Source organism: Candidatus Dependentiae bacterium (genome assembly GCA_003511165.1).
Taxonomy (GTDB): Bacteria; Babelota; Babeliae; order Babelales; family UBA12411; genus UBA12411.
Genome location: DOJW01000007.1, coordinates 33,212 through 56,243, shown reverse-complemented (window position 1 = coordinate 56,243; position 23,032 = coordinate 33,212). Strand labels below are relative to the sequence as shown.

The 23,032-nt window shown below is 32.1% G+C and carries 17 protein-coding genes and 1 pseudogene; 6 read left to right on the top strand and 12 right to left on the bottom strand.

All coding sequences use genetic code 11. The features are described 5' to 3' along the window. Positions 1–126: 126 nt before the first annotated feature. Both DEA20_03015 and DEA20_03010 read right to left on the bottom strand, forming a co-directional pair. Positions 127–597, bottom strand: a complete 471-nt coding sequence (locus DEA20_03015) for a ribose-5-phosphate isomerase (GenBank protein HBS48139.1) — start codon at positions 595–597, stop codon at positions 127–129. Further along, positions 575–1,300: a hypothetical protein gene (locus DEA20_03010; GenBank protein ID HBS48138.1), complete on the bottom strand. Its 726-nt coding sequence runs from the start codon at positions 1,298–1,300 to the stop codon at positions 575–577. The genes DEA20_03015 and DEA20_03010 overlap by 23 nt, the downstream gene beginning before the upstream one ends. Positions 1,301–1,434: 134 nt before the next feature. Between DEA20_03010 and DEA20_03005 the strand changes: the two genes are divergently transcribed. After that, on the top strand, positions 1,435–2,730 hold the full coding sequence (locus tag DEA20_03005; GenBank protein HBS48137.1) for a hypothetical protein: 1,296 nt from the start codon (positions 1,435–1,437) through the stop codon (positions 2,728–2,730). 2 nt (positions 2,731–2,732) lie between these two features. Here the strand turns inward: DEA20_03005 and DEA20_03000 are convergent, their stop codons facing one another. Continuing rightward, the gene (locus DEA20_03000) at positions 2,733–3,926 is read right to left on the bottom strand and encodes a hypothetical protein (GenBank protein HBS48136.1); all 1,194 of its coding nucleotides are present in this window, start codon (positions 3,924–3,926) and stop codon (positions 2,733–2,735) included. 142 nt (positions 3,927–4,068) lie between these two features. Here DEA20_03000 and pgk point away from each other — a divergent pair, with 142 nt between their 5' ends. Both pgk and DEA20_02990 read left to right on the top strand, forming a co-directional pair. Then, on the top strand, positions 4,069–5,271 hold the full coding sequence (pgk, locus tag DEA20_02995; protein ID HBS48135.1) for a phosphoglycerate kinase: 1,203 nt from the start codon (positions 4,069–4,071) through the stop codon (positions 5,269–5,271). Between the two features lie 150 nt (positions 5,272–5,421). Next, positions 5,422–6,588, top strand: coding sequence for a hypothetical protein (locus DEA20_02990; GenBank protein HBS48134.1), 1,167 nt, complete (start codon positions 5,422–5,424; stop codon positions 6,586–6,588). Here the strand turns inward: DEA20_02990 and DEA20_02985 are convergent. From DEA20_02985 to DEA20_02975, 3 genes are all read right to left on the bottom strand, one after another. Beyond that, positions 6,580–9,111: a hypothetical protein gene (locus tag DEA20_02985; protein ID HBS48133.1), complete on the bottom strand. Its 2,532-nt coding sequence runs from the start codon at positions 9,109–9,111 to the stop codon at positions 6,580–6,582. The genes DEA20_02990 and DEA20_02985 overlap by 9 nt on opposite strands. Before the next feature lie 20 nt (positions 9,112–9,131). Continuing rightward, positions 9,132–9,671, bottom strand: a complete 540-nt coding sequence (locus DEA20_02980; GenBank protein HBS48132.1) for a hypothetical protein — start codon at positions 9,669–9,671, stop codon at positions 9,132–9,134. 111 nt (positions 9,672–9,782) lie between these two features. Further along, on the bottom strand, positions 9,783–11,222 hold the full coding sequence (locus DEA20_02975; GenBank protein HBS48131.1) for a hypothetical protein: 1,440 nt from the start codon (positions 11,220–11,222) through the stop codon (positions 9,783–9,785). Between the two features lie 217 nt (positions 11,223–11,439). Between DEA20_02975 and DEA20_02970 the strand changes: the two genes are divergently transcribed. Together DEA20_02970 and DEA20_02965 are read left to right on the top strand one after the other, a co-directional pair. Further along, positions 11,440–12,600, top strand: a complete 1,161-nt coding sequence (locus DEA20_02970) for a DUF763 domain-containing protein (GenBank protein HBS48130.1) — start codon at positions 11,440–11,442, stop codon at positions 12,598–12,600. Between the two features lie 11 nt (positions 12,601–12,611). Next, positions 12,612–13,079 carry a hypothetical protein gene (locus tag DEA20_02965; protein ID HBS48129.1) on the top strand — a complete coding sequence of 156 codons (468 nt, stop codon included), beginning with the start codon at positions 12,612–12,614 and terminating at the stop codon, positions 13,077–13,079. Positions 13,080–13,362: 283 nt separating this feature from the next. Here the strand turns inward: DEA20_02965 and DEA20_02960 are convergent. The 6 genes and pseudogenes from DEA20_02960 to DEA20_02935 form a co-directional block, all read right to left on the bottom strand. Beyond that, positions 13,363–13,542: pseudogene (locus DEA20_02960) on the bottom strand (hypothetical protein). 26 nt (positions 13,543–13,568) lie between these two features. Next, a complete protein-coding gene (locus tag DEA20_02955) occupies positions 13,569–14,006 on the bottom strand; it encodes a hypothetical protein (GenBank protein ID HBS48128.1) in 438 nt (145 codons plus the stop codon). A 9-nt stretch (positions 14,007–14,015) separates the two neighbouring features. Then, entirely contained in the window at positions 14,016–14,459 is a 444-nt protein-coding gene (locus DEA20_02950) for a hypothetical protein (protein ID HBS48127.1), read from the bottom strand. Between the two features lies 1 nt (position 14,460). Continuing rightward, a complete protein-coding gene (locus DEA20_02945; GenBank protein ID HBS48126.1) occupies positions 14,461–17,379 on the bottom strand; it encodes a hypothetical protein in 2,919 nt (972 codons plus the stop codon). 94 nt (positions 17,380–17,473) lie between these two features. Further along, entirely contained in the window at positions 17,474–19,858 is a 2,385-nt protein-coding gene (locus tag DEA20_02940; protein ID HBS48125.1) for a hypothetical protein, read from the bottom strand. Between the two features lie 88 nt (positions 19,859–19,946). Continuing rightward, on the bottom strand, positions 19,947–20,810 hold the full coding sequence (locus DEA20_02935) for a hypothetical protein (GenBank protein HBS48124.1): 864 nt from the start codon (positions 20,808–20,810) through the stop codon (positions 19,947–19,949). Between the two features lie 474 nt (positions 20,811–21,284). Between DEA20_02935 and DEA20_02930 the strand changes: the two genes are divergently transcribed. Beyond that, a complete protein-coding gene (locus DEA20_02930; GenBank protein ID HBS48123.1) occupies positions 21,285–22,853 on the top strand; it encodes a hypothetical protein in 1,569 nt (522 codons plus the stop codon). Positions 22,854–23,032 lie beyond the last annotated feature (179 nt).

Sequence of the window (23,032 nt, the reverse complement as noted above, 5' to 3'; positions counted from 1 at the left end):
ACAACTTATAATTTTTTTTAGAGATAGTTAAATAGAATAAATTTGCCATTGATATGCAAATTACGTGATTTTATTAAAACTTTCAAACAATATAAATGATATTAATAGAATTAATAAAAAAATTATCTAAAAACTTTCTATCATTTTTAAACGATCTTTATATCTCTTTTCGATGTTTTTTTTGGAATGCCACTCTTTTAAAACTATAGAAATAATTTTAAGAGCTTCCTCTTTTGAAACAAAATCTGAAGGTAAAACTAAAACATTTGCGCCATCATGGCAAACAACAAGCTTGGCAACCTGCTCATTCCAACAAAGTGCTGCATAAATTTTTTTAAATCTGTTCGCAGCAATCGACATTCCAACACCAGAACCACAGATCAAAATTCCAAAATCCGCCTTTTTATCTAAAATCTCTTTGCATACTTTTTGTGCAAATAATGGATAATCACTTCGAGTATCATTAAAAGCGCCTATATCACTCCACGCTATCGCAAAATTATCTGCGAAAAGCTCTTTTGATTTTTGAATTATTTCGATTTTTAAAAATTCTTTTAATTCAAAACCACGATGGTCACATCCAATAGATATCTTCATACGCTCCTAATGATTTTGTTTTTTTAGTTTTCTTTTTCTCTGAAAAAAGTTTTTTATCTATTTTATCTTGCCACTCGATCGCACATTGCTTATCTGGTGAACTTATAACCATTTTAAATTTTGCACCTTCTGCAACATACAATTTACCAGTTGTATCTTTAGCCGGAAATTTAAACAAATATGTTCGTCTAAATGAAGAATAAATATCTCCAAAAAACGACATTATTTCTGAAGGAATAGGATCAACTTCTATTCTATCCACTGGAGCTATACGTTGCCCATCTTCTGTCTCAAGATAAAATGTCCAAAGCGAATCTTTGTCTGCAAGAGATCTATTATCTTCATCATAAATCTTTGCATGAATATAAAATGATTTCCAAACACGATTTTCTTCAAACTGACGTCTCATCATTGCAACTTTAAAATTTTCATCTTTTCCATTTTGCCAGCAATAATTTTCTGTATAAAGTTCTCTCATATCATCAGACATGTACAAAATAGAAAATTTTGCCTCGGTTGAAAATTGATCATAAACACTTTGAGATTTTAGATTTTCTGCGACTATGTCTCTATCTATTGCTTTCTTTTCCCCCTGAGGAAACTCATCTTTAGAAACATCGTAATATTTAACACAAGAAGATAAAAATAGACAAACAAAAACAAAACTCAATTTTGCAAAATCAACAACTTTAAAAGAAGACATTGCATGCCTCCGAAATTTTTCAAATTCATAAAATTTATATTTACAACAAGTCGGTTTAGTATACTAAAGTTATACAAAATAATAAAAGCACGACAAAATGAAATAAAAAATTATCTAAAACAAAAGGAAATACTATGAATTTTCTAACTCTTTCCATAGCTTGGAGATACATAAGATTCAAAAAAAAAGATAAAAATATTTCGATCATGATGAAGATCTGTTTTCTTGGTATTTTGATCGGATCTTTCGCCTTAATGATGACGCTCATCATCACAAATGGATTCGAAAAAGCAATCCATGAAAAAATTCAAGGTATAAGCGCACAAGTCATAATCAACTACCCTGCAAATAAACTTGACCCTGCTAGCCTGCGCCAAATGTTTGCAAAAGATTTTTCATCACAGGTCGAAGACTGCAGCGGAGGCAGCGACCGTCAAATAATTTTAAACCATGATAAAAATCAAACTCTAATTTTGCTAAAAGGTGTTGAACCAGCTCATGAACAAAATGTTACTAATATCTCATCCAAAATAATTTCACACTACAAAAATTTAGAAGGGTTATTAAAAGAAAATCAAATAATAATCGGTGAAAAAATTGCATCTGCTTTCAAACTCAAAGTTGGCGATACCGTTTCTGCTTTGGTACCACAAGAAGGTACTAAAACCAAAATTTATCTAAAAAAAGTTAATATCATTATTGCCGGGATTTTCAAAGTAGGACTTGAAGAGTACGATAGCGGATGTGCTTTTTGCAATTTAAAATTTTTAAATGAACTATTCGAAGAACAAGGAGCAGATCAGGTTTCACTAAAACTCAAAGAAGAAAATAAATCTTTTTTATTTAGTTCACTTTTTACATTAAAATTTTATAAAAACTTTTTTGCAAATCTATTTTCATACAAATCGCAAACAGATTTGATCTTAGAAAAAATTAAAAAGCGATTACCTGGATTTAATGTTCAAACATGGCAAGATCTATATCCCGCCCTTGTCTCTTCTCTGAAGCTTGAAAAATATGGAATGTCTCTATTGCTTGCGCTGATAGTTCTTGTTGCAAGTATGAATATGATTTCGCTTCTTTTTATTTTGATCCAACAAAAAAGACGTGATATCGCCATTTTCAAAACAATGGGAATGAATAACAAAAAAATTCAGAATATTTTTCTTGCGATCGGAATGACAATAACATTTTTGGGAACTTCTTTAGGATTATTTTTCGCAGGAATTGCCGGTTATTTACTTGAAAAATATCCAATTTTTAAACTTCCAGATGATGTTTACTATGTTTCACACCTTCCAGCAAGAATGGATATTGAAATTTTTATTGTAGTTTTTGTTTGCACAATTTTGCTTGGATTTTTGGCAACATGGATTCCGGCAAAACGAACAAAGTTTATTAAAATTACAGAAGTTTTAAGAATGGAATAAATTTAAAAACAAACTTCTAATTCATCATCTAAAAATTGTTGTTTCAAAAATATAACAATTTTTAGATCGTTTGTTTCATGTAATTGCCTATTTAAAGAGTCCATTATTATCATGGATGGATTTACTGGATAATTTAAAATTGCAACCAAAAACCAATGATCTCCTGTATTACAAAAAAAGAATGTAATTTTTGATTTATCATTTATAATTTTGTCTTTAATAACATTACAAACTTCTACAATATTGCTTCCTGAAAAATTTGTACCTACTTTATCTATTCTCAAATCTTGTACCGAGCCCCTAACAAAACATAAAAAGTAAAATTCACTTTCATTACAACTTCTATGCAAATTTTCCCAAACACAGCCCATCCCATCATTCTCCAAATAATTAATATTATTTTCATTGGTTGCACTTGGACATAATATTTGAAATGCAAATTTTTTACATATTTCTTCTGAGTAAAAATCTGGTTGTATTGCCGGCAAACCTTTTTGAGCATATGCGCGCACCGATGATTGATCATAAAATTCTTTAAATTTCACAAAATTATAATTTACAGGAGAGAAAAACTTTGAGAATTGTTCTTGTAAAGGAATTTGTTGAGGTTGCTCAACACAATTTTCAATCATCCAAGCATTAAACAAAGCAAAATAACCGCATAACCATCCATTTGGTTGCCTAATACTTCGAACATAAAATATTCTAGGATCTTTAAAAGGATTTAACATTAAAATATTTTCAGAATTAGACCGAAGAGCTTCATTTTCGTCGAATAAACTTGTAAATGTTCGTTGTTGCTCTTGAAAACATTGCTCTAACGCTTGAGATAAAAACTCATCTTCCTTTTGTTTTTCCTCTTTTTTACGCCTTTCATCCGCAATACTCAAAGCTACTGCTTTTGCTATATCATCATCTACTAAAGATTTTTTCAATGATTTTTCACGCTTAAATTTAGATCGCCCAAGCCCCTCGGGCTGATCATTTTCATCTCCAAAAAGCATTTGAGGATTTGAATATTGACTATACAAAGAAAGTTGTCGTGGCGCTTGCGAATTTGGTAAAATTTTAGGCTTTGGAGCATCTACAACTTTAACTTCAGGATCTCCGCATGAACACAAAATTAGACAAAAACCTATTGCCATCAAAAATAAAAATGTTTTTAGATATAAAATCAAATTAGAATTTTTTTTCACAAACAGCTCGTCTTTCAAAAACGCTAAATTATCGTAATTTAATTGATTTTATAAAATAAATAAGTTATCAACAAACGGTAGTATTAAAAATTGTCATAATTTCACAAAAAAGTTAGTTTTTTCAATTTAAAAAAGGTTAAAAATGCTTAAACCAACACTAAAAGATTTGATTTTACAGGAAAACGATACTGTTTTTTTAAGAGCAGATTTAAACGTCCCTCTAAAAATCGGAAAAATCGTAGAAGATTATAAACTTCAATCAATTTTACCTACCATCGATTATTTATTAAACAAAAAATGCAAAATAGTACTAGCATCACACCTCGGACGACCAAAATTAGAAAACAAAAATTTCAATATCGATCAATCACTTTCAACATCGATTTTTATCGATTGGTTTGCAGCAAAAGACTATAAAATAAAATATTTATCAACGATCGATGAAACTCCAACTTTTAACGATTGCGATATTGTACTGCTTGAAAATTTACGATTCTTCAGCGGCGAACAAAAAAGCGATCCACAATTTGCAACAAAGTTAAAGAAGCTTGCAAACTTCTATGTAAATGACGCATTTGCACTGATACATAGAAATGACACATCAATCACTCTCTTACCCGAGCTTTTTGAAAAAAATAAAAAAGCTTTTGGCCTACTCATGGAAAAAGAATTTAACAATCTTCAAAAGATAAAAAATAACCCCAAACAACCATTTATCCTAATTTTGGGAGGTAACAAAGTCGCAGATAAAATTCCTCTCATCGAAGCTTTTTTGGATAAACCACAAGCCATTCGCCCACAATCAATCTTAATCTGCGGCGCTATGGCATACACTTTTCTTAAATCTCAAGGACAAGAAGTCGGTAAATCGTTAGTTGAAATTGCATCACTTGAAATCGCACAAAACATAATGCAAAAAGCCAAAAATCAAAATGTGAACATAATTTTGCCAATCGATAGCTATGGAAGCGAAAATTTGCAATCACAAACAAAAATTTTAATAGATCACAAAAATTTTCCTAATAATTTAGCAGGTTTTGACATCGGACCTAAAACAATAGAAATGTTTTGCAACGAAATTAAGTCTGCGAAAACAATATTTTTAAACGGAACAGCAGGCGTTTATACGCATCCCCATTTTGCAGCAGGAAGCAGAACTATTTTAGAAGCTGTTGCCACAAGTGATGCTTACACAGTGATTGGCGGCGGGGATGGTGTTGCAGCAGCTTTTTTGTTTAATGTCGCCGATAAAATTGACTATCTCTCCACAGGCGGCGGAGCAACTTTAGACTTTTTAAGTAACAAAAACGAAGATTTTGTAGCAATTAAATCTATGCAAAAATAAGCAAAATTTTATTAATCAACCAAAAAATATCAATTTTCACTGTTTTTGATCATTTTCCCCTCACCCTGTTGAACTTTTTACTAAAAACTTTAGCCTAGTAACAAATAATAACAAATTGAAAATTTAAAAGTTGCTTCGTGGGGGCATAAAATGTTTAATTTTAAAAAATTTAATTTAATAATGCTTATCTTTGCATTAGGTATTTCAACATCGATTCCACTTCAATGCGGAAAAAATCATCCATTTTTATCCCATTTAGCGGCGTATTTTGTAAAAACACCTGTAAAAATAGTTCCACAACCATCACGATGGAATTGGAAAACTTTAGCATACGCATCATCTGCCATTGGAATAACTTTAGCAATCGCAGCAACTGTTAGATGGTATTTCACATCCAGCAAAAGTGTATCTAAAGCCGTTGATAACGCGGCCGAGGTAACTAAGCAAGTTTCTGAGTTATTAACAACAATGAAACAACTTGTACCTCCAATCAACACGATTTTACAACAATTTGCCGAAGTTACTCAAGAAGCTAAAAGCTCTCTAAGAACAGGTAATTCATTAATGCAACAAATATCTGGATACAATACTCAAGGTATTATTTCTAGAACGGGTGGTTTGGCTGAATTGGCAAAACCAACAGAAAAACCAACAACAATTAATGGTATAATGGCAGAAACTCAATTACTAATGAAATCACTTCAAGTAACAAATGAACGCTTACAACAATCTTTGGGCAAACCTAAGCCCGATGGTAGTGGAACAGTAGCTTATGAATTAGAAGAAATGCGTAAAGCTGTCACAGAAATGATTACAAACATCAATAAAATGACAAAACGTTACACTTTATTAGCAGGATCACCACAAACATTACAAAAAGATGGTAACCTCGCTGCAAACTTACAAGAGCTAGCCGCAAGTCAAAAACTATTACAAACTCTTTCCGCACAACTTGCCGCAAGAACTGCACATCCGCTAGCATGCCCAGATGTAAGAGCTCAAATTCAAACTGAACAACAAAAAAGAGCAGCTAATAGACAACCCGACAATCAACAAACCTTAGAAAAAAGGTATCATTTATTTGAAAGTTTAATTGCCCAAATTGAAAAAAAACATTCTGCAAAAAAGATTACAAATCAAAAAGCAATACAACTTCTTCTAGAATTAAAACAAATGATTGAAAAATATATATCAGATCAAAAAGAATTAAATAGTTCTTTAAAATTTGAAAGTTTTGAAGGACTAATAACGATAATTTCTAATTACAAACAAATCATTGAATGTGAATCTCAAGAAACTCAACAACCTTCAGCTTAAAACCCGATTTCTCTTCCGAGAATTAGCAAAGAAATAATAAAGTTGTTTTGCAATCTCGCTGACAACAAAATAGCAAATTCCAAGCATTACTATTATCCAAATATCTTTGGGCAGAGGTCGAACAAAAAACAATAATTTTTGACCGACAAAACTGAATGGCAAAACTATTGCTGTTAAAATTGTAAAAGCAGAAATTCCAATCAAAAAAGAACTTGGACGTGTTGCACGAGCAAAAAAATGTGTAGTTCTCAGTGAAAAAATCAAAGCCACTTCTGTAAATGTACTTAAAATGAACCACATCGTTCGCAATCTATCAACGCCACTGCTATAAAATAATCCAAAAAATATAAAGTCAAAAATAGAACTTGCTAATGCCATAATGAGTATCAAAAAGATTGATGCGCTAAGTTTATTTAGTTTTGGTTTTTGCAGCTCTTCGAGATCTATACTATCAGTTGCAATAGCAATTAACGGTAAATCGGACAAAAGATTAAGTAATAAAATCTGAATAGGAAGCATTGGTAAAAATGGAAAAAGAAGAGATATAAGCGCCATCGAATAAAAATTACCAAAATTGCTTGCGATCGTTACTTTGATATATTTATTAATATTTGAAAAAATTGCCCGCCCTTCCTTGATGCCCTTTATCAAAACAAGCAAATCTTTTTTGAGCAAAATAATATCAGAAACATCTTTTGCCACATCTATCGCACCTTCAACTGCAATACCAACATTTGCAGCTTTAAGCGCAGGTGTGTCATTCATTCCCTCACCCAAAAAACCTACTTCATATTTTGCTTGCAGCGATTCAATAATTTTATACTTCAAGCTAGGAGAAATTCGTGCAAAAACAGCATACTTCTCGCACGCTATCGCAAAATCTTCCTGTGATAAATTTTCCAAATCTTTTCCTACCACAGCAAGCGAATCATCGGAAATTAAATTGATATCTTTTGCAACTGCGCAAGAAACATCTTTCGCATCACCGGTGATAATTTTGATTTTTACGCCCAAAGTTGCAGCTAGAGTTGTAGTCTCTTTTGCTGACTCTTTTATAGGATCATAAAAAATAAAAAATCCAATAAATTGCAAGTCTTTCAAATACTCTAATTTTTTAGAATCGTTATCAATTTTTTTAATAGCAATTCCAAGAGTTCTTCTACCATTTTGACCGAATTTGTTTAATTCTTTTTCAATCGATTCTTTGGAATAATTTTTTAAAAAAGAACTGCAAGAATTTAAAAGCAGTTCTGCTGCGCCTTTAACAATTAAAAATTGCTCTCCTTTTTCATTTTGCACTTCCACACTGCTTTGCATTTTTACAGGATCAAAAGGATTTTCAGCAATCAATTTAAAATCTTCAACTTTAGAAATTAAATCTTGTTTAGAATAATTAAAAATAGCACTATCAAAACCTGAAATGGGTTTTGTTTTGTTTTTTAAATACGAAGAACTTAATAGACCCTTAAATAAACATTCATCTTTATTTTCTGCAAAAACATCTTCCAAAATCAAAATATTTTCAGTTAATGTTCCGGTCTTATCACTACATAAAATTTCAATATCCCCCAAATCTTGAATAGATGATAATCTCTTCACCAAGACATTTTCTTTGGCCAAAGCAAGTGCACCCTGCGAAAGCGCAAAAGTAACAACAGCGGGTAACGCTTCCGGTACAATCCCAACAAGCAAAACGATAAAAAAGTTTGCAAAATCAATAAAATTTGCACCGCCTTTTATCCAAACATTCATACCAAAAATAAGTAAAATCGTAGAAACCGCCAAAACTAAAACTATTTTGGAAAACTTTGCAAGCTCTCGTGCATAAATACTTTCACGTGAAATGTTACTAACCAATTTTTCGATTTCCCCAAACTCACTATTTTTACCAGTTGCCACAACAACACCGATGCCACTTCCAGAAACTACCGTTGAAGCTGCAAACAAAATATTTTTGTATTCAGAAACATCTCTTTGCTCAGTTTCACCATCAGCGATTTTGGCAACAGGAATAGATTCACCAAACAAAACAGATTCATCTGCAAAAAGATTTTTAGATTCGATAACACGAATATCTGCCGGAACAATATTTCCAGTTTCAAGTAAAACAATATCACCCGGAACTAAAAGAGTTTTATCAATACTTTGAACATTACCATCACGCATTACTTTGGTAGTAAATTTGAGAAATTTTTTAAGATGTTTAAGCGCTAAATTGGCTTTTGCTTCTTGATAAAAACTAAGAAAAACATTAAAAAAAATAAAACTTAAAATAACAAAAAAATTAATATGTTCACCAACAGCAAGAGATAACAAAGCAGCAAATACAAGAAAATATAAAAATGGAGATTGAAATTGTTTACATAAAAGATTTAATAAACCAACCTCTTTTTCTTTTATTTCATTAAGTCCATAAATTTTTAATCGATTAGAAGATTCATCTGACGATAGACCATTTTGAGAAGTTTTCAACACAGATAATGCTTCCTGCACAGAGCAGGAAACCCATTTATTACTCTCCATTTTTTCCTTTTAGTTGAAACTTAGATTATCGCACAAAATCCTAGAAGCATTGCAGAATTTTTTAAAAGTGATTTTGAAAAATCTGATAACTCTGATTTTGGTTCAAAAATAAATAATCCATGATTTCCATGTTTTACATTCCAAGAAAACATTTGTGGATTTTCTATTCCAATATCTTTTGCAATTTTATGAACTAAAACAGAATCATGATCCGCAGAGTTTTTACGTTTTAAGCTATCTTGAAAATAACTTCTCACCTTTTTATTAAAATCCAAATTTGTAATCGCTTCATGAAATGAATTTGGATCTTTCCACAAATCTTCTGCTGCTTTAGAGCAATGATCCTGATTTGAATAACCTGCAACACCAATTAAATGGTCGAAATCTGGATTGTCTACAAAATAAGCCGCATGCTTTAGACCAAAGCAATCTTCGTGCCCTAGATAATGAAGTAATATTTGAGGTAAATTTTGGACTTCGTGATGAAGTAAAATCTTGCTTGGAATATCGGTGACCTTCTGTAATAACCCTTGTTCCATTGGTATATTTGCTTGTGTCATATACCCTCCGCCAGTAACTGTTGAAATATTAATAAAATATATTTCTAAGGTATACATTTTTAGATAGCGAAGCAAGCAACAAAAAATCTAGCAAAAAAGCTTTTAGAAAACCTACAATAAGCCACTTACAATATTGGAAAAGCCCATTCCATGAGATGCTTTTAGTAAAACTAGCGAATTCTCCTCTAGCATACCTTCTAAAATTTTTAAAGCTTCTTGAGAGTCGGCAGCAAAATCAATTTTTAAAGTTAAAGGAGCTGTTAAAGAAATCTCTTTTGCTCTTATTCCAACCAAAATCAATCGATCTATGTTTGGAGTTTTACAAAGTGTTCGCCCTATTTGCCGATGCCAGTACATTTCTTTTTGCCCAAGCTCAAGCATATCTCCCAAAACTGCAATTTTTAAACCTTTAGCTTTCATCTTATTAAATGCAAGCAGTGATTTTTTCATACTTTCAGGACTTGCATTGTAACAATCATTTATTATTATTCCTTTGTTATTTTTCAAAACGTTTTTTTCAAAACGCCCACTTACAGGTTTAAAATTTTCAAGACCTAGTAATATTGCATCCGCAGAAACTTCTAAAACTTTTGCTATGGCCGCAGCAGCAAGGGCATTATGAACCAATATTTCATTATCAACATTCAGATGAGCTGGGAATTTTTCATCATAAATATTTAAAACAAATTTTATTAGACCATTACCACTTTCATCCCAAATCAGATTAACTTTACTTGCGCGAATATTATTTTTGCGTTTAAAACCAAATCGAACTATCGGATGTGAATAACTAAATTCATCCAAAATATCTTTATCACCAAAAATTATTCCGACATTTTTTGAATTAAAGTTTTTAAATATTTTGCGTTTTTCACGAGCAATTGAGGATAAATTTCCAAGACCCTCTGTATGAACATGCGCAACTGTTGTTATAAGCGCAATTGTTGGATTTAAAATATCAACAAGTCTATCCATTTCACCAACACTATTGATACCAAGCTCAAAAACAGCAACTTTTGCACTTTTTTGGATTTTTAAAATATTAAGAGGTAAACCAATTTCATTATTTTGATTTTTATAGGAAGTAAAATGTGGAATATTTGCAGCAAAAAGTATCGAATCGATCATTCCTTTTGTTGTAGTTTTACCAACCGATCCGGTGATACCAACCACAGGAATATCAAAAGAATTTCTCCAATATTTTGCCATTTCAACAAGTTTTTTGTATGTATCATCAGTTGCGATAATCAATTTATTTTCTAATAAATTTTTTGGAAATTTATCTAAATAATCGATTTTATTTTTTTGAATGATTAAACCGATCGCACCATTTTGCAGCGCTTGAAGTAAAAAATCATGACCATCAAATTTATCGCCTTTAAGCGCAAGAAAAATTTCGTTTTTATTAATTGTTCTACTATCAATGGATACTGCAAGTTCACTATTTTGCAAAAAAGAAATTTTATCAAAAGATTTTATTTTATTTGCAAGGCCAAAATAAACATCGTCAGATTTGAAAACATGATCAAAAAATTGATTATCCAAAATCATTTGCAACTCCAAACTTATTTTTATCTAAATAAACATAATGTTCTATATTTTTACACAAAAAAACTATGTCGTAAATTAAGAAACAAACCGATTGTTTTTGATAGATTTTATTGGGATTTTGAAAACACTTAAAGTTTGACAATAAAAGAATGCTACTATTAACTTTCTAGTTGATTTTGTTCTATTAAACACTATAAATATTTTTGGTTAAAAAATTATGAAACGCGGTATTGCAACATTTACGTTAGATTATGGAACTTGTCCTCGTTGGCTATTTGAAAGAATGGTAAAACTAGGACAGGAAATGGTCCGTGTTTTAATAGACGAATATGGCCCTAATGAATTTATTGCACGTATAGCAGATCCTGTATGGTTTCAATCTTTAGGCACAGTTTTAGCATTCGATTGGAATGCAAGTGGCTTAACAACGATTTTAACAGCCGCTCTTAAAGAAGCTATTCGCGGACATGAAAAAGAATTAGGAATATTCATCTGCGGCGGTAAAGGTAAAACATCGCGAAAAACTCCAGATGAAATAGCTCTTTGGGGCAAAAAACTTTACCTACAAACAAATCAAACTGAAAATCTTATTTATAATTCAAAGATGAGTGCCAAAGTTGATAGTGCTTTAATCCAAGATGGATACCAAATTTATCATCACGCTTTCTTTTTTTCCAAAAAAGGCGCGTGGGCGGTGGTTCAACAGGGAATGAACACAGGCAACCAAACCGCAAGAAGGTACCACTGGAGCTCTGAATCTGCAAATGATTTAATTATTGAACCACACAAAGGAATCGTATCGGACCTGAAACTCAAATCACCGGTATTAAATATGACAGCTTTGACAAGTCAACAAAGTAGAGATCTTTCTGTTGATATGGTTGATGCCGGTTACAACTCTGTTATTAAAGACATTCAATTACTTCGCAAACATTCTTCGCGACTTTCTAAAATGATGAGCTTTTCAAATGGCGAACATCAATTATCATTTCTCGAGTTAGCAAATACCGAATTCACAAAACATCCTGTTATCAATGAAGATTTTTCGAAAAGTTTATATTTGGAAAAAGTGCTCGCAAAAGTCTGCGCTAATAAACCAAAGACATACAAAGAGTTAATTGCGCAAGAAGGCGTTGGTCCCAAAACAGTCAGAGCACTCGCACTTGTCGGAGAAGTAATTTATGGAGCCGAACCATCTTACAAAGATCCAGCTCGCTACAGTTTTGCTCATGGCGGGAAAGATGCGACGCCATACCCTGTAGATAAAAAAACATACGACCAAACAATAGAAATATTAAGAAAAGCTGTTATAAAAACTAAATTAACACCGAATGAAAAAAATAAAGCTATAACAAACCTTATTAGCGCAACAAAATAATAGGAAACAAAATGTCATTAGAAAATTGTAAAATTGTTACAGGAGCAGTTCTCATTTTAAAAAATAATAACAAAATTTTGCTTTTTAAAAGAAACATTCCAAACAAAATTGCATTCGGTTTCTTTTGCTTACCGGGTGGAACGGTCGAACATAATGAAACTATCAAACAAGCAATTTGCCGGGAAGCTGCTGAAGAAATTGGAATTACAATTCTTGAAAATGATCTATCTATTGTCCATGTTTTACGATTGCGCGAAAAATATGATAAGGAAACAGGTATAACACAACAAATCCTAATGCTCTATTTTGTTCAAGCAACCAAATGGGATGGAGAACCTCAAAACCTGGAACCTCATAAACATGCTGAGTTAGATTGGTTTGAATTCGATCACTTACCACAAAATACTTTTCACTTAAACATGTTCGCATTGCAAGATATTAAGCATGGAAAATTTTTTAGTGAATATGGATGGCTTTAAATAAGCACCTTTAAACATTTCTACTTAAAAAAATAAGCATCTTATCAGCTTTATCACCAAGTTGTTTAACTTTATTCGCAGAAAAAATCCAATTTTTCCAATATTCTGGATTTGTAGATTCTCCATTTTCTAAAAGTGTCATATCTTTTATTAAATTCCCAAAATCTTCATACGCAGAATTTGTTAATTTGTAATAGTCGTCAAAAAAATTTTGTGCAATTTCATATGCTTGTTTAAGTGTAAAGGTAACGTTCTCATTTTCTTCTTTCATGTCGTATAGTTTTTTAATATTATTCACAGAATCAATCCAATCCTCCCATTCAGCTGGATCAGCGGTACCTCCATCAGGCAAAAACATAAGCCCTCCTAGAAAGCTTCCAAAATCGTCTGAATAAGTTTTCCAATATAACTGATCTAAAAAATCAACCATTGTGTTGTACGATTCTTTTACATTTAAATTCATTTTAAATTCTTTTATTTTTGCACAAATTAATCACAAAACATTATTCCAGCTTTATCAGCAAGTTGTTTAATTTTATTTGCAGAAGCAACCCATTCTTCCCAATATTCTGGATTTATAGATTTCCCATTTTCTAACAAAGTCATACCTTTTATTAAATTTCCAAAATCTTCATATGCTGAATTTGTTCTTTTGTAATATTCATTTAAAAAATCTTCTGCAATCTCATATGACTGCGTAAAAGTAAAATTAATAGGTTCATTTTCTTCATTTTTTTTATATTGCTTTTTCATTTTATTTACAGAATCAATCCAATCCTCCCAAAGCGCAATATCAACAGGCATTCCGTCGTTTAACAGTACAAGACAACCTAAAAAACTTCCAACATTGTCTGAATGTATTTTTTCATAATATTTATCTAAAAAATCAACCATCGCATTGTAAGCTTCTTTAACGTTTAAATTCATATTATTTTGTTATTTTTTAGTCCAAAACATTATGCCTGCCTTGTCACCAAGTTTTTTGATTTTATTCGCAGAATCAACCCAATCTTGCCAACATCTTGGATCTGTAGATTTTTCATTTTCTAATAACGTCATACCTCTTATTAAATTTCCAAAGTCTTCATATGCTGAATTTGTTATTTTGTAATATTCATCAAAGAAATTTTGTGCAATTTCATACGCCTGTTTTAAAGTAAAGGTAACATTCTCATTTTCTTCTCTTATGCCATATAACTTTTTAATATTATTTACAGAATCAATCCACTCGTACCATTCAGCAGGATCGGCAGTACTTCCGTCAGACAAAAGCAAAAGCCCACTTAAAAAATTTGCAAATTCATCTGCACGTGTTTCCCAATATAATTTATCTAAAAAATCAACCATTGTGTTGTATGATTCTTTTACATTTAAATTCATTTTAAATTTCCTTAAATTTTTTAGGTTTTAAATTTCTACAAAAACCAGTTTGAGGATCCCAAATTTTTGGTACATCATTTATACCACCGGCCCTTATATTATTATCTCGCACTTTAACCCATATTTGTTTTCCATCCTCCGTAATTTTTGCAAACCACTCGGTTCCATACATATCTTTATCTACAAAATTTACTTTATCTCTTACTACGGACTCTAACAAACTTCTATTTCCGAGAGTATCCATACCTAAATGGCCTGACTCATTTTTAAACATGTGCGTGGCATCATTTTCCAAAAATTTTAAATCTCCTTGCGCCACGTTTTTAGCATCATCAATTGTTGATTTCTTAAAAAAATCTTTTAATTTTCCTTTTCCTACAATTGCCGGCTCTTCTTTTATCAGATCAAGGAGAGAATCTACAACTTTTTCACCATGCTGCTTTTTTGCATCTACTAAAGCATCACTACCTTTTAAAATTTCTCTAATTGGCGTAAGTAATGGCTTCAGTGAGGTTTTGTTCAGAGCTTTAGCAACTTTTTGTTCTTCGATTAAACATTTTGCAATGCTACTGAATTTTCCAAGAATCACATTTTCGGATGTAGGAAGTTTGCTTCCGACTAAAAATTCTGTAATCAAAGCGGTCGATTGCATTAACGCTTGCTCTGGATTTTCATAAACATATTGCGCCGTTTGTTTAGTAAAAGCTTTTAGTGCCTGTTTATATTGATCATATTTTCTCCAAAACTCTTCGGGGTTATCATATGCTAAATTAAAAGCCCTATATGCTTTTGCAGATGCTATGCAAGTTAGATAACCAATTTTGTAGAGGCCTTCACCGGTTTGGACAACAGTATCAATCGGATGCAAAAATGTATTTAAAGCCCCATGTCCAGCATTATAAATTCCAAGACCAACCCCTTTTGAAATAGCCCATGCAACACGAAAAGCAATTTCTCCGCCTAACGCAATATCTTTAGCAATCTCTTGTTGCAAATCAAGAAGGGAATGTGAAAAATCAACAAATGCAAATCCCCGCTCTAGGTTTTTGTTTTGATTAAAAGAAAACGCTTGATCTGAAGAAAAATAGATTGCTTTTGTTAAATTTGAAACAGGAAAGCAATCTTCAAAAGAATCATTAATTTTTGCCGATTCGTTTAATGTATAGACAATTTCTTTGTGTAGCTTTTGAGCAATTGCATTTCCACTAAAGCTCTTCAAATTACTTTTAATATTTTCTAAAGATAATTGTTTTTCTGCTAATGCTGAAAGCTCATATCTTTTGGTTTCTTGCCTTTGAAACGAATTACTTTTAAACGTTTTGGAAATTATTTCTACTCGTTCCTTCAAAATATCTGCTTGTTCAAACTGCTCAATTCCTTCGCAATTCATAATTTTGGCATCATTCGCAGATTGAATAGCCAAATTTGCAACTTTTTTTAATGCCGCATTTGTTTTAGGAGATTTCGAATAATCCTCAAGATATTTGATTTCTTCATCTAAATCAGAATCAAATTTTTGATTGTTTCTTATTTCTAAATGATTTATGCGATTAGTGTTAAACCAATTTTCATGTTTAATTTTAATTTGGTTGTAAGCATCTCGACCTTCTGTTTCAATTTTGCGCTTTTCCAAATCTAAATTTATTTTTTCTTTTGCAACTTTCGCCGCTTCATAAAAAACAGTTTTTGTAGGCGCATAAACAGTGTGCATATTTGAATCAAAACTTGCATGCCTTGCTATTTCCATTTCTGAATTAACAATGGAAATAATATGATTTTGCAAATTTGGATCATTAGGAAATAAAATTTGGACAACTTTTAAAATGTTATTATTTGCATTTGTTATATATGAAGCTTCATACCTTGTTACACAATCCTCTTTTTGATCAATTATAGATTTACTAAAAGCTTCAAGATCTCTGCACTCTGACAAAATTATTTCGCTTAAATTATTAGATGTTTTTTTACACGCATCTATAAAATTTAATGTTAAATCTTTATATTTAACATTATCAGCAATACCATTTCGGAAACGATCGGGAATTTCAAATGCGGGTTTATAAACAATGCGTGAAAGATAATCAAAACATTCGCAGCTCTCGACATGAAGTTCTGGCGGAATATCGCAAACCTCTATACCTTTAGCAAGCAAATCAACATATCTTTCTCCAACATCAACCAAACTTTCACAAAACTCTGCATGTAATTCAGCTTTTTTCGAATCATTATTTTCAAAACAATTTGAAACACACTTTGCCTCTTCAAAAACAATATCTGTTGTGTTTTTTACTTGAGTCGATATCCCAGCAAGTTCTCTTAATTTGGCCGCTCTATTTAAAATATTTGTAAAATTTTTAATCGTTTGTGATTGATTTGGATCTGCAGAAAGTAATTCCAATTTTTTAGAATCAAAACTATGTTCTTTTAGATACAAATCCGCTACTGATATTTCTTCAAAATTTTTTATAGCCAAATTATTTCTAAAATTTTCTGCTTTTGAAACTAAATCCTTAAATTTCTGATCTTTTTCGATTTTTAAATCTTTTATTTCAGCTTCTTTAGCTTGCAACTCTCTTTGTATTCTTCTTCTAATTTCTTTTTTTGATTCTTTGTGCAGCTCTTCATTTGTATATTGATAATAATTTGGATAATAAGGAGATAAGCTATTCTCTGCTCGAGTATTTTGCATAAAAAGCAGCAAGACATTTTGTTGATCTTCAATCGAGCTATGCGAATTGATTTGATTTAGTTGCGTTGGTATTGAATTAGCATCGCTAAATCGATATGAGTCTGAACCATCTCCCTTATAATAAGTAACGCTTTTTCCATCATCAAAAAAGAATGGTCCATACCAATTTGATGCATTAATACTAAAAACAAATATTAATAAAAGAAAAAATACTTTTGTCGTTCTCTTCATAACTTCATACGCATCTTTACAAAATAAACTTTTATATAGATGCGTATAAAATTATCAATTTTAAAAATTTTGTCTTTTAATTTCTAAATCTGTTTTATCGCAGAACCTTCCTTGCTTTCACACCTTGCGCTGGAGCGATTATCCCTGAATGTTCAAGTTGTTCAATTAATCTTGCCGAGCGGTTGAAACCAATTCGATATTTTCTCTGAATCATCGAGATAGAAACTTCGTCAATTGTTTTTACAAAATTTAAAACATCACCAAAAAGTTCGTCTTCTAAATCATCAGCTTTTGATCCATTACCCAAAGCTGATAACTCTTCTAAATCCAAATAATTTGGCTCTCCGCAAGATCGCAAATAATTTGCAAGAGTTTCAATTTCATTATCTGAAACATAAGCACCATGTACTCGTTGCAAATCCGCACCTCGAGGATTGAGATAAAGCATGTCACCTCGACCAAGTAATTTTTCAGCACCTGTAGAATCCAAAATAACTTTCGAATCAATCTTGGAAGTAACGCGAAAAGCAATTCGCGATGGAAAGTTAACTTTTATAAGGCCGGTTAAAACGTCAACCGAAGGACGCTGCGTAGCAACTATCAAATGGATTCCCGCAGCGCGCGCCATTTGTGCAATTCGGGTAATACAAAGTTCAACTTCACGACCTGCCACCATCATAAGATCTGCAAGTTCATCAATCATTACAACAATGAATGGTTCTTTATCTTGATCTAAATTTTGTTCTTCTATTTTTGAATTATAATCGACCAAATTGCGTACTCCCAAAGCAGCCATTTTTTCATAACGACTTTCCATTTGCGATACAACCCATTTCAAAACTAACGCAGCTTTTCGACTGTCAGTTACGATCGGGTACAAAAGATGTGGAATATCTTTGTATGAAGAAAACTCTAGATGCTTTGGATCAACCAAAATAAGTTTTAATTCCTCTGGGCTAAACTTGCAAAGTAAACTTGAAAGCATCACATTAAGCGCAACCGATTTACCTGATCCTGTGGAACCAGCAACAAGTAAATGTGGCATTTTCACTAAATCTTCGATCACAGTATTACCAGCAATATCCACGCCCAAAACAATTGGCAAAGTAAGTTGAGATTGTGAAATATTTTTGCCAGATAATATATCTAAAAATGAAACCGATTCTCGAGTTTGATTTGAAATTTCAAAACCAATTGCAGATTTACCAGGTATCGGCGCAAGAATACGAATACTAGTCGCTTGAAGCACCATCGCAAGGTCATCTTCAAATGCTAAAATTTTACTAATTTTGGTGCCAATCTCTGGAGTGTATTCAAAAAGAGTTACAACTGGCCCTGGATTAATTTGTGTCACTGAACCCTTGATACCAAAATTCAGTAATTTTTCTTCAAGTTTTTTAGCTTTGATTTTACATTCTTCTTCTATCAGCTTTTTATTATTTTTGCTTGTTTCATTTTTAGCTACAGATTCAAAAATTGAGAAATCAGGAAGTTTATAAGATTTTTTATTTTTAACAATTTTTTGCGCTGCAAAAGAATTTTTATGTAATGACATGGCATTAACAATATTTTTGGACAAAACAGAATTTCGAACCCAGTCAAAACTTTTCACAAACGTAATTTTACGTTCGCAAGATCCATTGAACACGGCTGCATCCACGAACTTTTTAATTTGTTTACCGCTAGCTTTCTGCAAAACATTTTCACTGTTAACATCTTGTCCAATACCTTGCCAAAAACTTTCATCCTGATCGACTTTTTCATTTAGACTTGTTAAATCACTACTTTCTGCAGATTTAAAAGAAAAATCACTAGAAGATTTAAATCCAAACAATTTTTTTATAAGTCTAAATGGATACAAAATTACTTTTTTACAAAAATTCCAAACTGGAGAAAAGAATTCGCTACATCGGCCGCCATAAGCTTGCCAAGCGCGTGCAAATAAACTAAAAAAAGATATTTTAAAAAGCAATACTGATCCAACCCAAAGAGTCGCGTACAAAAATAAAAAAGCACCAACATTACCAAATAAAAAATTAAAAAAATTATAACAATGATATCCGCAAAATCCGCCCGGATGACTTTGGGTAAAATCTATTCCGTAAGCAAAAAACAAAGAGCCTAGCGAAATAATCAAACAGGAAAAACCAATTAACCTTCCAAGCTCTGAGCGCAATGAAATTTTAAAAAGCATCAAGTATGAAAAATATGCAAAAAACAAAAAGAACAAAAAAGAAACAGAACCAAAAAGATAAAACAAAAACGCGGCAAGATTAACGCCTATAAAGCCTCCCCAATTTTTAACATTTTGGTTTGCAGATGAATAATTAAATAAAGTATTGTCAAAAGATGAATAAGAAATTAAAGAGATAAAAAGAAATAAAGTAAAAACAATCAAAATCGCCGCAAAGATTTCTCTTTTATAGCTACATACAGCAGTTACAATATCTTTTTTTTCATTTCTACCAAGCATCGCCACATTCTCCTTTTTTACAAAATAAATGAGACTTTCAAATCTGTTTTTATTATCGCCAAAAAGAGTTTAAATATGCAATGATTTGAGCAATCTAGAAGATAAAAAACCAAGAACTAAAGGTTATGATTAAAAGTAAAATGTAGAATGCGAAATACCAAAGTTTATTTTTGAGCGCAAGTTTGTATGACATTTTAAATAATGCATAAGAAATAAACAAACCAACAACTAATGCAGCTAAAAATGAAAATGATAAAAATATTTTTACATTTTCAAATTTAAATAAATCGTAAGTTCCTTTTAAAGCTGCTGCCAAAATTAGCGGAAACTGCACCAAAAAAGAAACTTGAAAAGCACGGCGTGAGGATAAATTCATAAATTTTAAACAAGAATAAGTTACACCAAATCTAGAAATACCAGGAAAAAGTGAAATCCCCTGCACCACGCCTAAAATTGCTGCTTTTTTCAAATCGAAAGATTCAATTTTTTCATTATTATTTTTTTCTTTAAGATGAAGCATAAATAAAACTGTTGCTGTGATACAAAATCCAAATAATAAAAAAAACTTTGCATGAGAATTGATAAACATTTCGAAAAAAGAATGATTTATAAAATAAAAAATAGCCGTGATCAAATCCACCACCAAACCAAGCTTTACAATCTTATAAAAAATTTCAAAAAGATTTTTTGCACGCGCAGCATTCGCTTTGCCACCAAAGCCTAAATTTTTAAAAAGCATCGAAAATGGAGTAAACCAATCTTTAAAAAAGAAAACTAAAAGTATCAAAACAGTGGGCAAGTGAAGAAAATGGTCGAAAAAATCTGGAACACAAAGATATTGTGCAAATTTTTCTTTTAAAATCACAGAAAATAAAAGAACATGCCCTGAACTGCTTATAGGTAAAGCTTCAAAAACAATTTGAATCAATGCATAAAAAATTATTAAAAACATTTTCATCTCCAAAAACAAATTTCGAAACTACATTCTGATGAGAAAATTATAACATGTAATAAAAAATTTAAACAAAAATTCACCCTCCCAGGCGACTGTTTAAACAATCAATATATATGTAGAAATAAGCATTTTCCCCGTGCAGCAGATTTATTTAAAAAAAATGTTTTTACAAAATACTTGAAATCTAAGTTCGGTATGGTTAGTCTAAGACCTGTTATATGAAATTTAACATTTGAAATATTCAAAATTGAATTACAAAAACAACCTACAGCAAAATCTAATTTCATGTAATATTTTTATTCACTTACTTTTTGAAATTGCAGATATTTAAAACATACAAAATGAAGTGTATGAGAATATGGAACTAATGCAATAATGTTAAGTAGTAGTAGCATATAATTCATCTAGTTTAATATAAGTGTCATTCACTGATGCTTATAAAAAGTGTAGTAATAAAGTAACAAAGGAGATTTCTCTATGAATAAATTCACCAAACAATTGCTTGTTGCATCTCTTGTCACTCTGACCGGAATTGCACAAGTTCATGGTGACACAAACAAAACTCACCTAACACCTCGTCCAGCTGCAGTTAATCTTGCAATGGAAAAAACAACCTGGCACACACAAATCGATCATAAACATCACAAAGATAATCACAAATTCGGCGGAAGCATCGTAGCAGTACCATTCGCAGAGTTCTCAACAAACAAATCAGGACTGGGCAAATACTTCGGATTCAGCAATTATAATAATTTAACAGTCGGACTAGCAAGCTCAACAGTAGCAGGAAGAGTCGACAGAAGACATTTAATTCATAACCCATTGACCGCAGCTTTAGCCACAGCATATGGTGCCACAGGCTTCCCATTTTCCACAGGAGGTACACCTTTAGCTGGAAACTTAAACCTTGAATTCTCACACAGACAAGGTGGCGTACATCTATACTACAGACAAGCTCTTGACGGATTGCTAAAAGGTTTATACTTCCAAATAAGTGCACCAATAGTATGGTCTCAAACAAGATCACGTCTTAACCTTTCAAGCAGTGTAACACAATCAGTTGACGTAAGCGGATATCCTTCAAAATCAGTAGCTGATTACTTCTCAGGTAACATCACACAATCATCAAGCAGCTTTGCAACTCAATCAGCTCTTGCTTATTCAAAAATCACTGGCAATAGAAGCAAAACAGCTCTTTCAGAAATTCCTCTAAAATTAGGCTGGAACTTCTGGGTCAGAGAAGCACAACATGCTGGTATCAATATTGGTATAACATTCCCAACAGGACCAAAATCTAAATCAGTTTACCTATTCGAACCACTTGGTGGCGGAAATGGTCAACACTGGGGTCTTGGCGCCGGAATCGATACCAAATTTGAACCTTGGAAACATCATAGTCAAGCTCTTGACATATTGTTAGTACTTGATTACAGATACTTGTTCAAAAACTCTGAAACAAGAACTCTTCAACTTGGTAACAATAGCACACATGCTGATTGGAGCCGTTACTTCTTAGTTGGTCATGTCGGCACAGCAGGCGTACAACCTTTAGCAAATATTTCAACAGGAAAATGTGATGTCACACCTGGTAACCAAGTAGACTTCTTAGCTGGTCTTGCATACAAGAACGGCGGATTCACATTCGACCTTGGATACAACCTATATGGCAGAGAAAGAGAAAAAGTTTCCAAGAAATTCTCTATCGATGAAACAGCCGCAACTGGCTACGGTCTAGCCGCAAATGGTTATGATGCAACCCACGTCTTCGCATTAGCTACCGACGCAGCACTTAAAACAGCCCCTACAATTGGCGCAACATCTGCTTATAGCGCATCAGCAGCACAATTGCTAAATTCAGACTTTGACACAGGATGCGCACAATCGCCTACTTATGTAACACACAAAATCTATGGCGGTCTTGGATATTGCTTCAATAGATGGGAAACACCTCTTCTTCTAGGCTTAGGAGCTGACTACGAATTCGCATCAAAACAAAAAGCTCTACAACAATGGGGTCTATGGGGTAAAGTTGGTATTTCTTTCTAATAAAATATATTGTTAGAATAAATACTCACTCCTATAAAATAAGGCTCGGCAATTGCCGAGCCTTATTTATTTTTTTATTTCTTCTGCTTTTCTATAGACTTCTTCTGAAAATTTAAAAACGTAACCAATTTATTAATACTTAATTCCAACATGAAAATACCGTTCACCCTGTGTGCCCG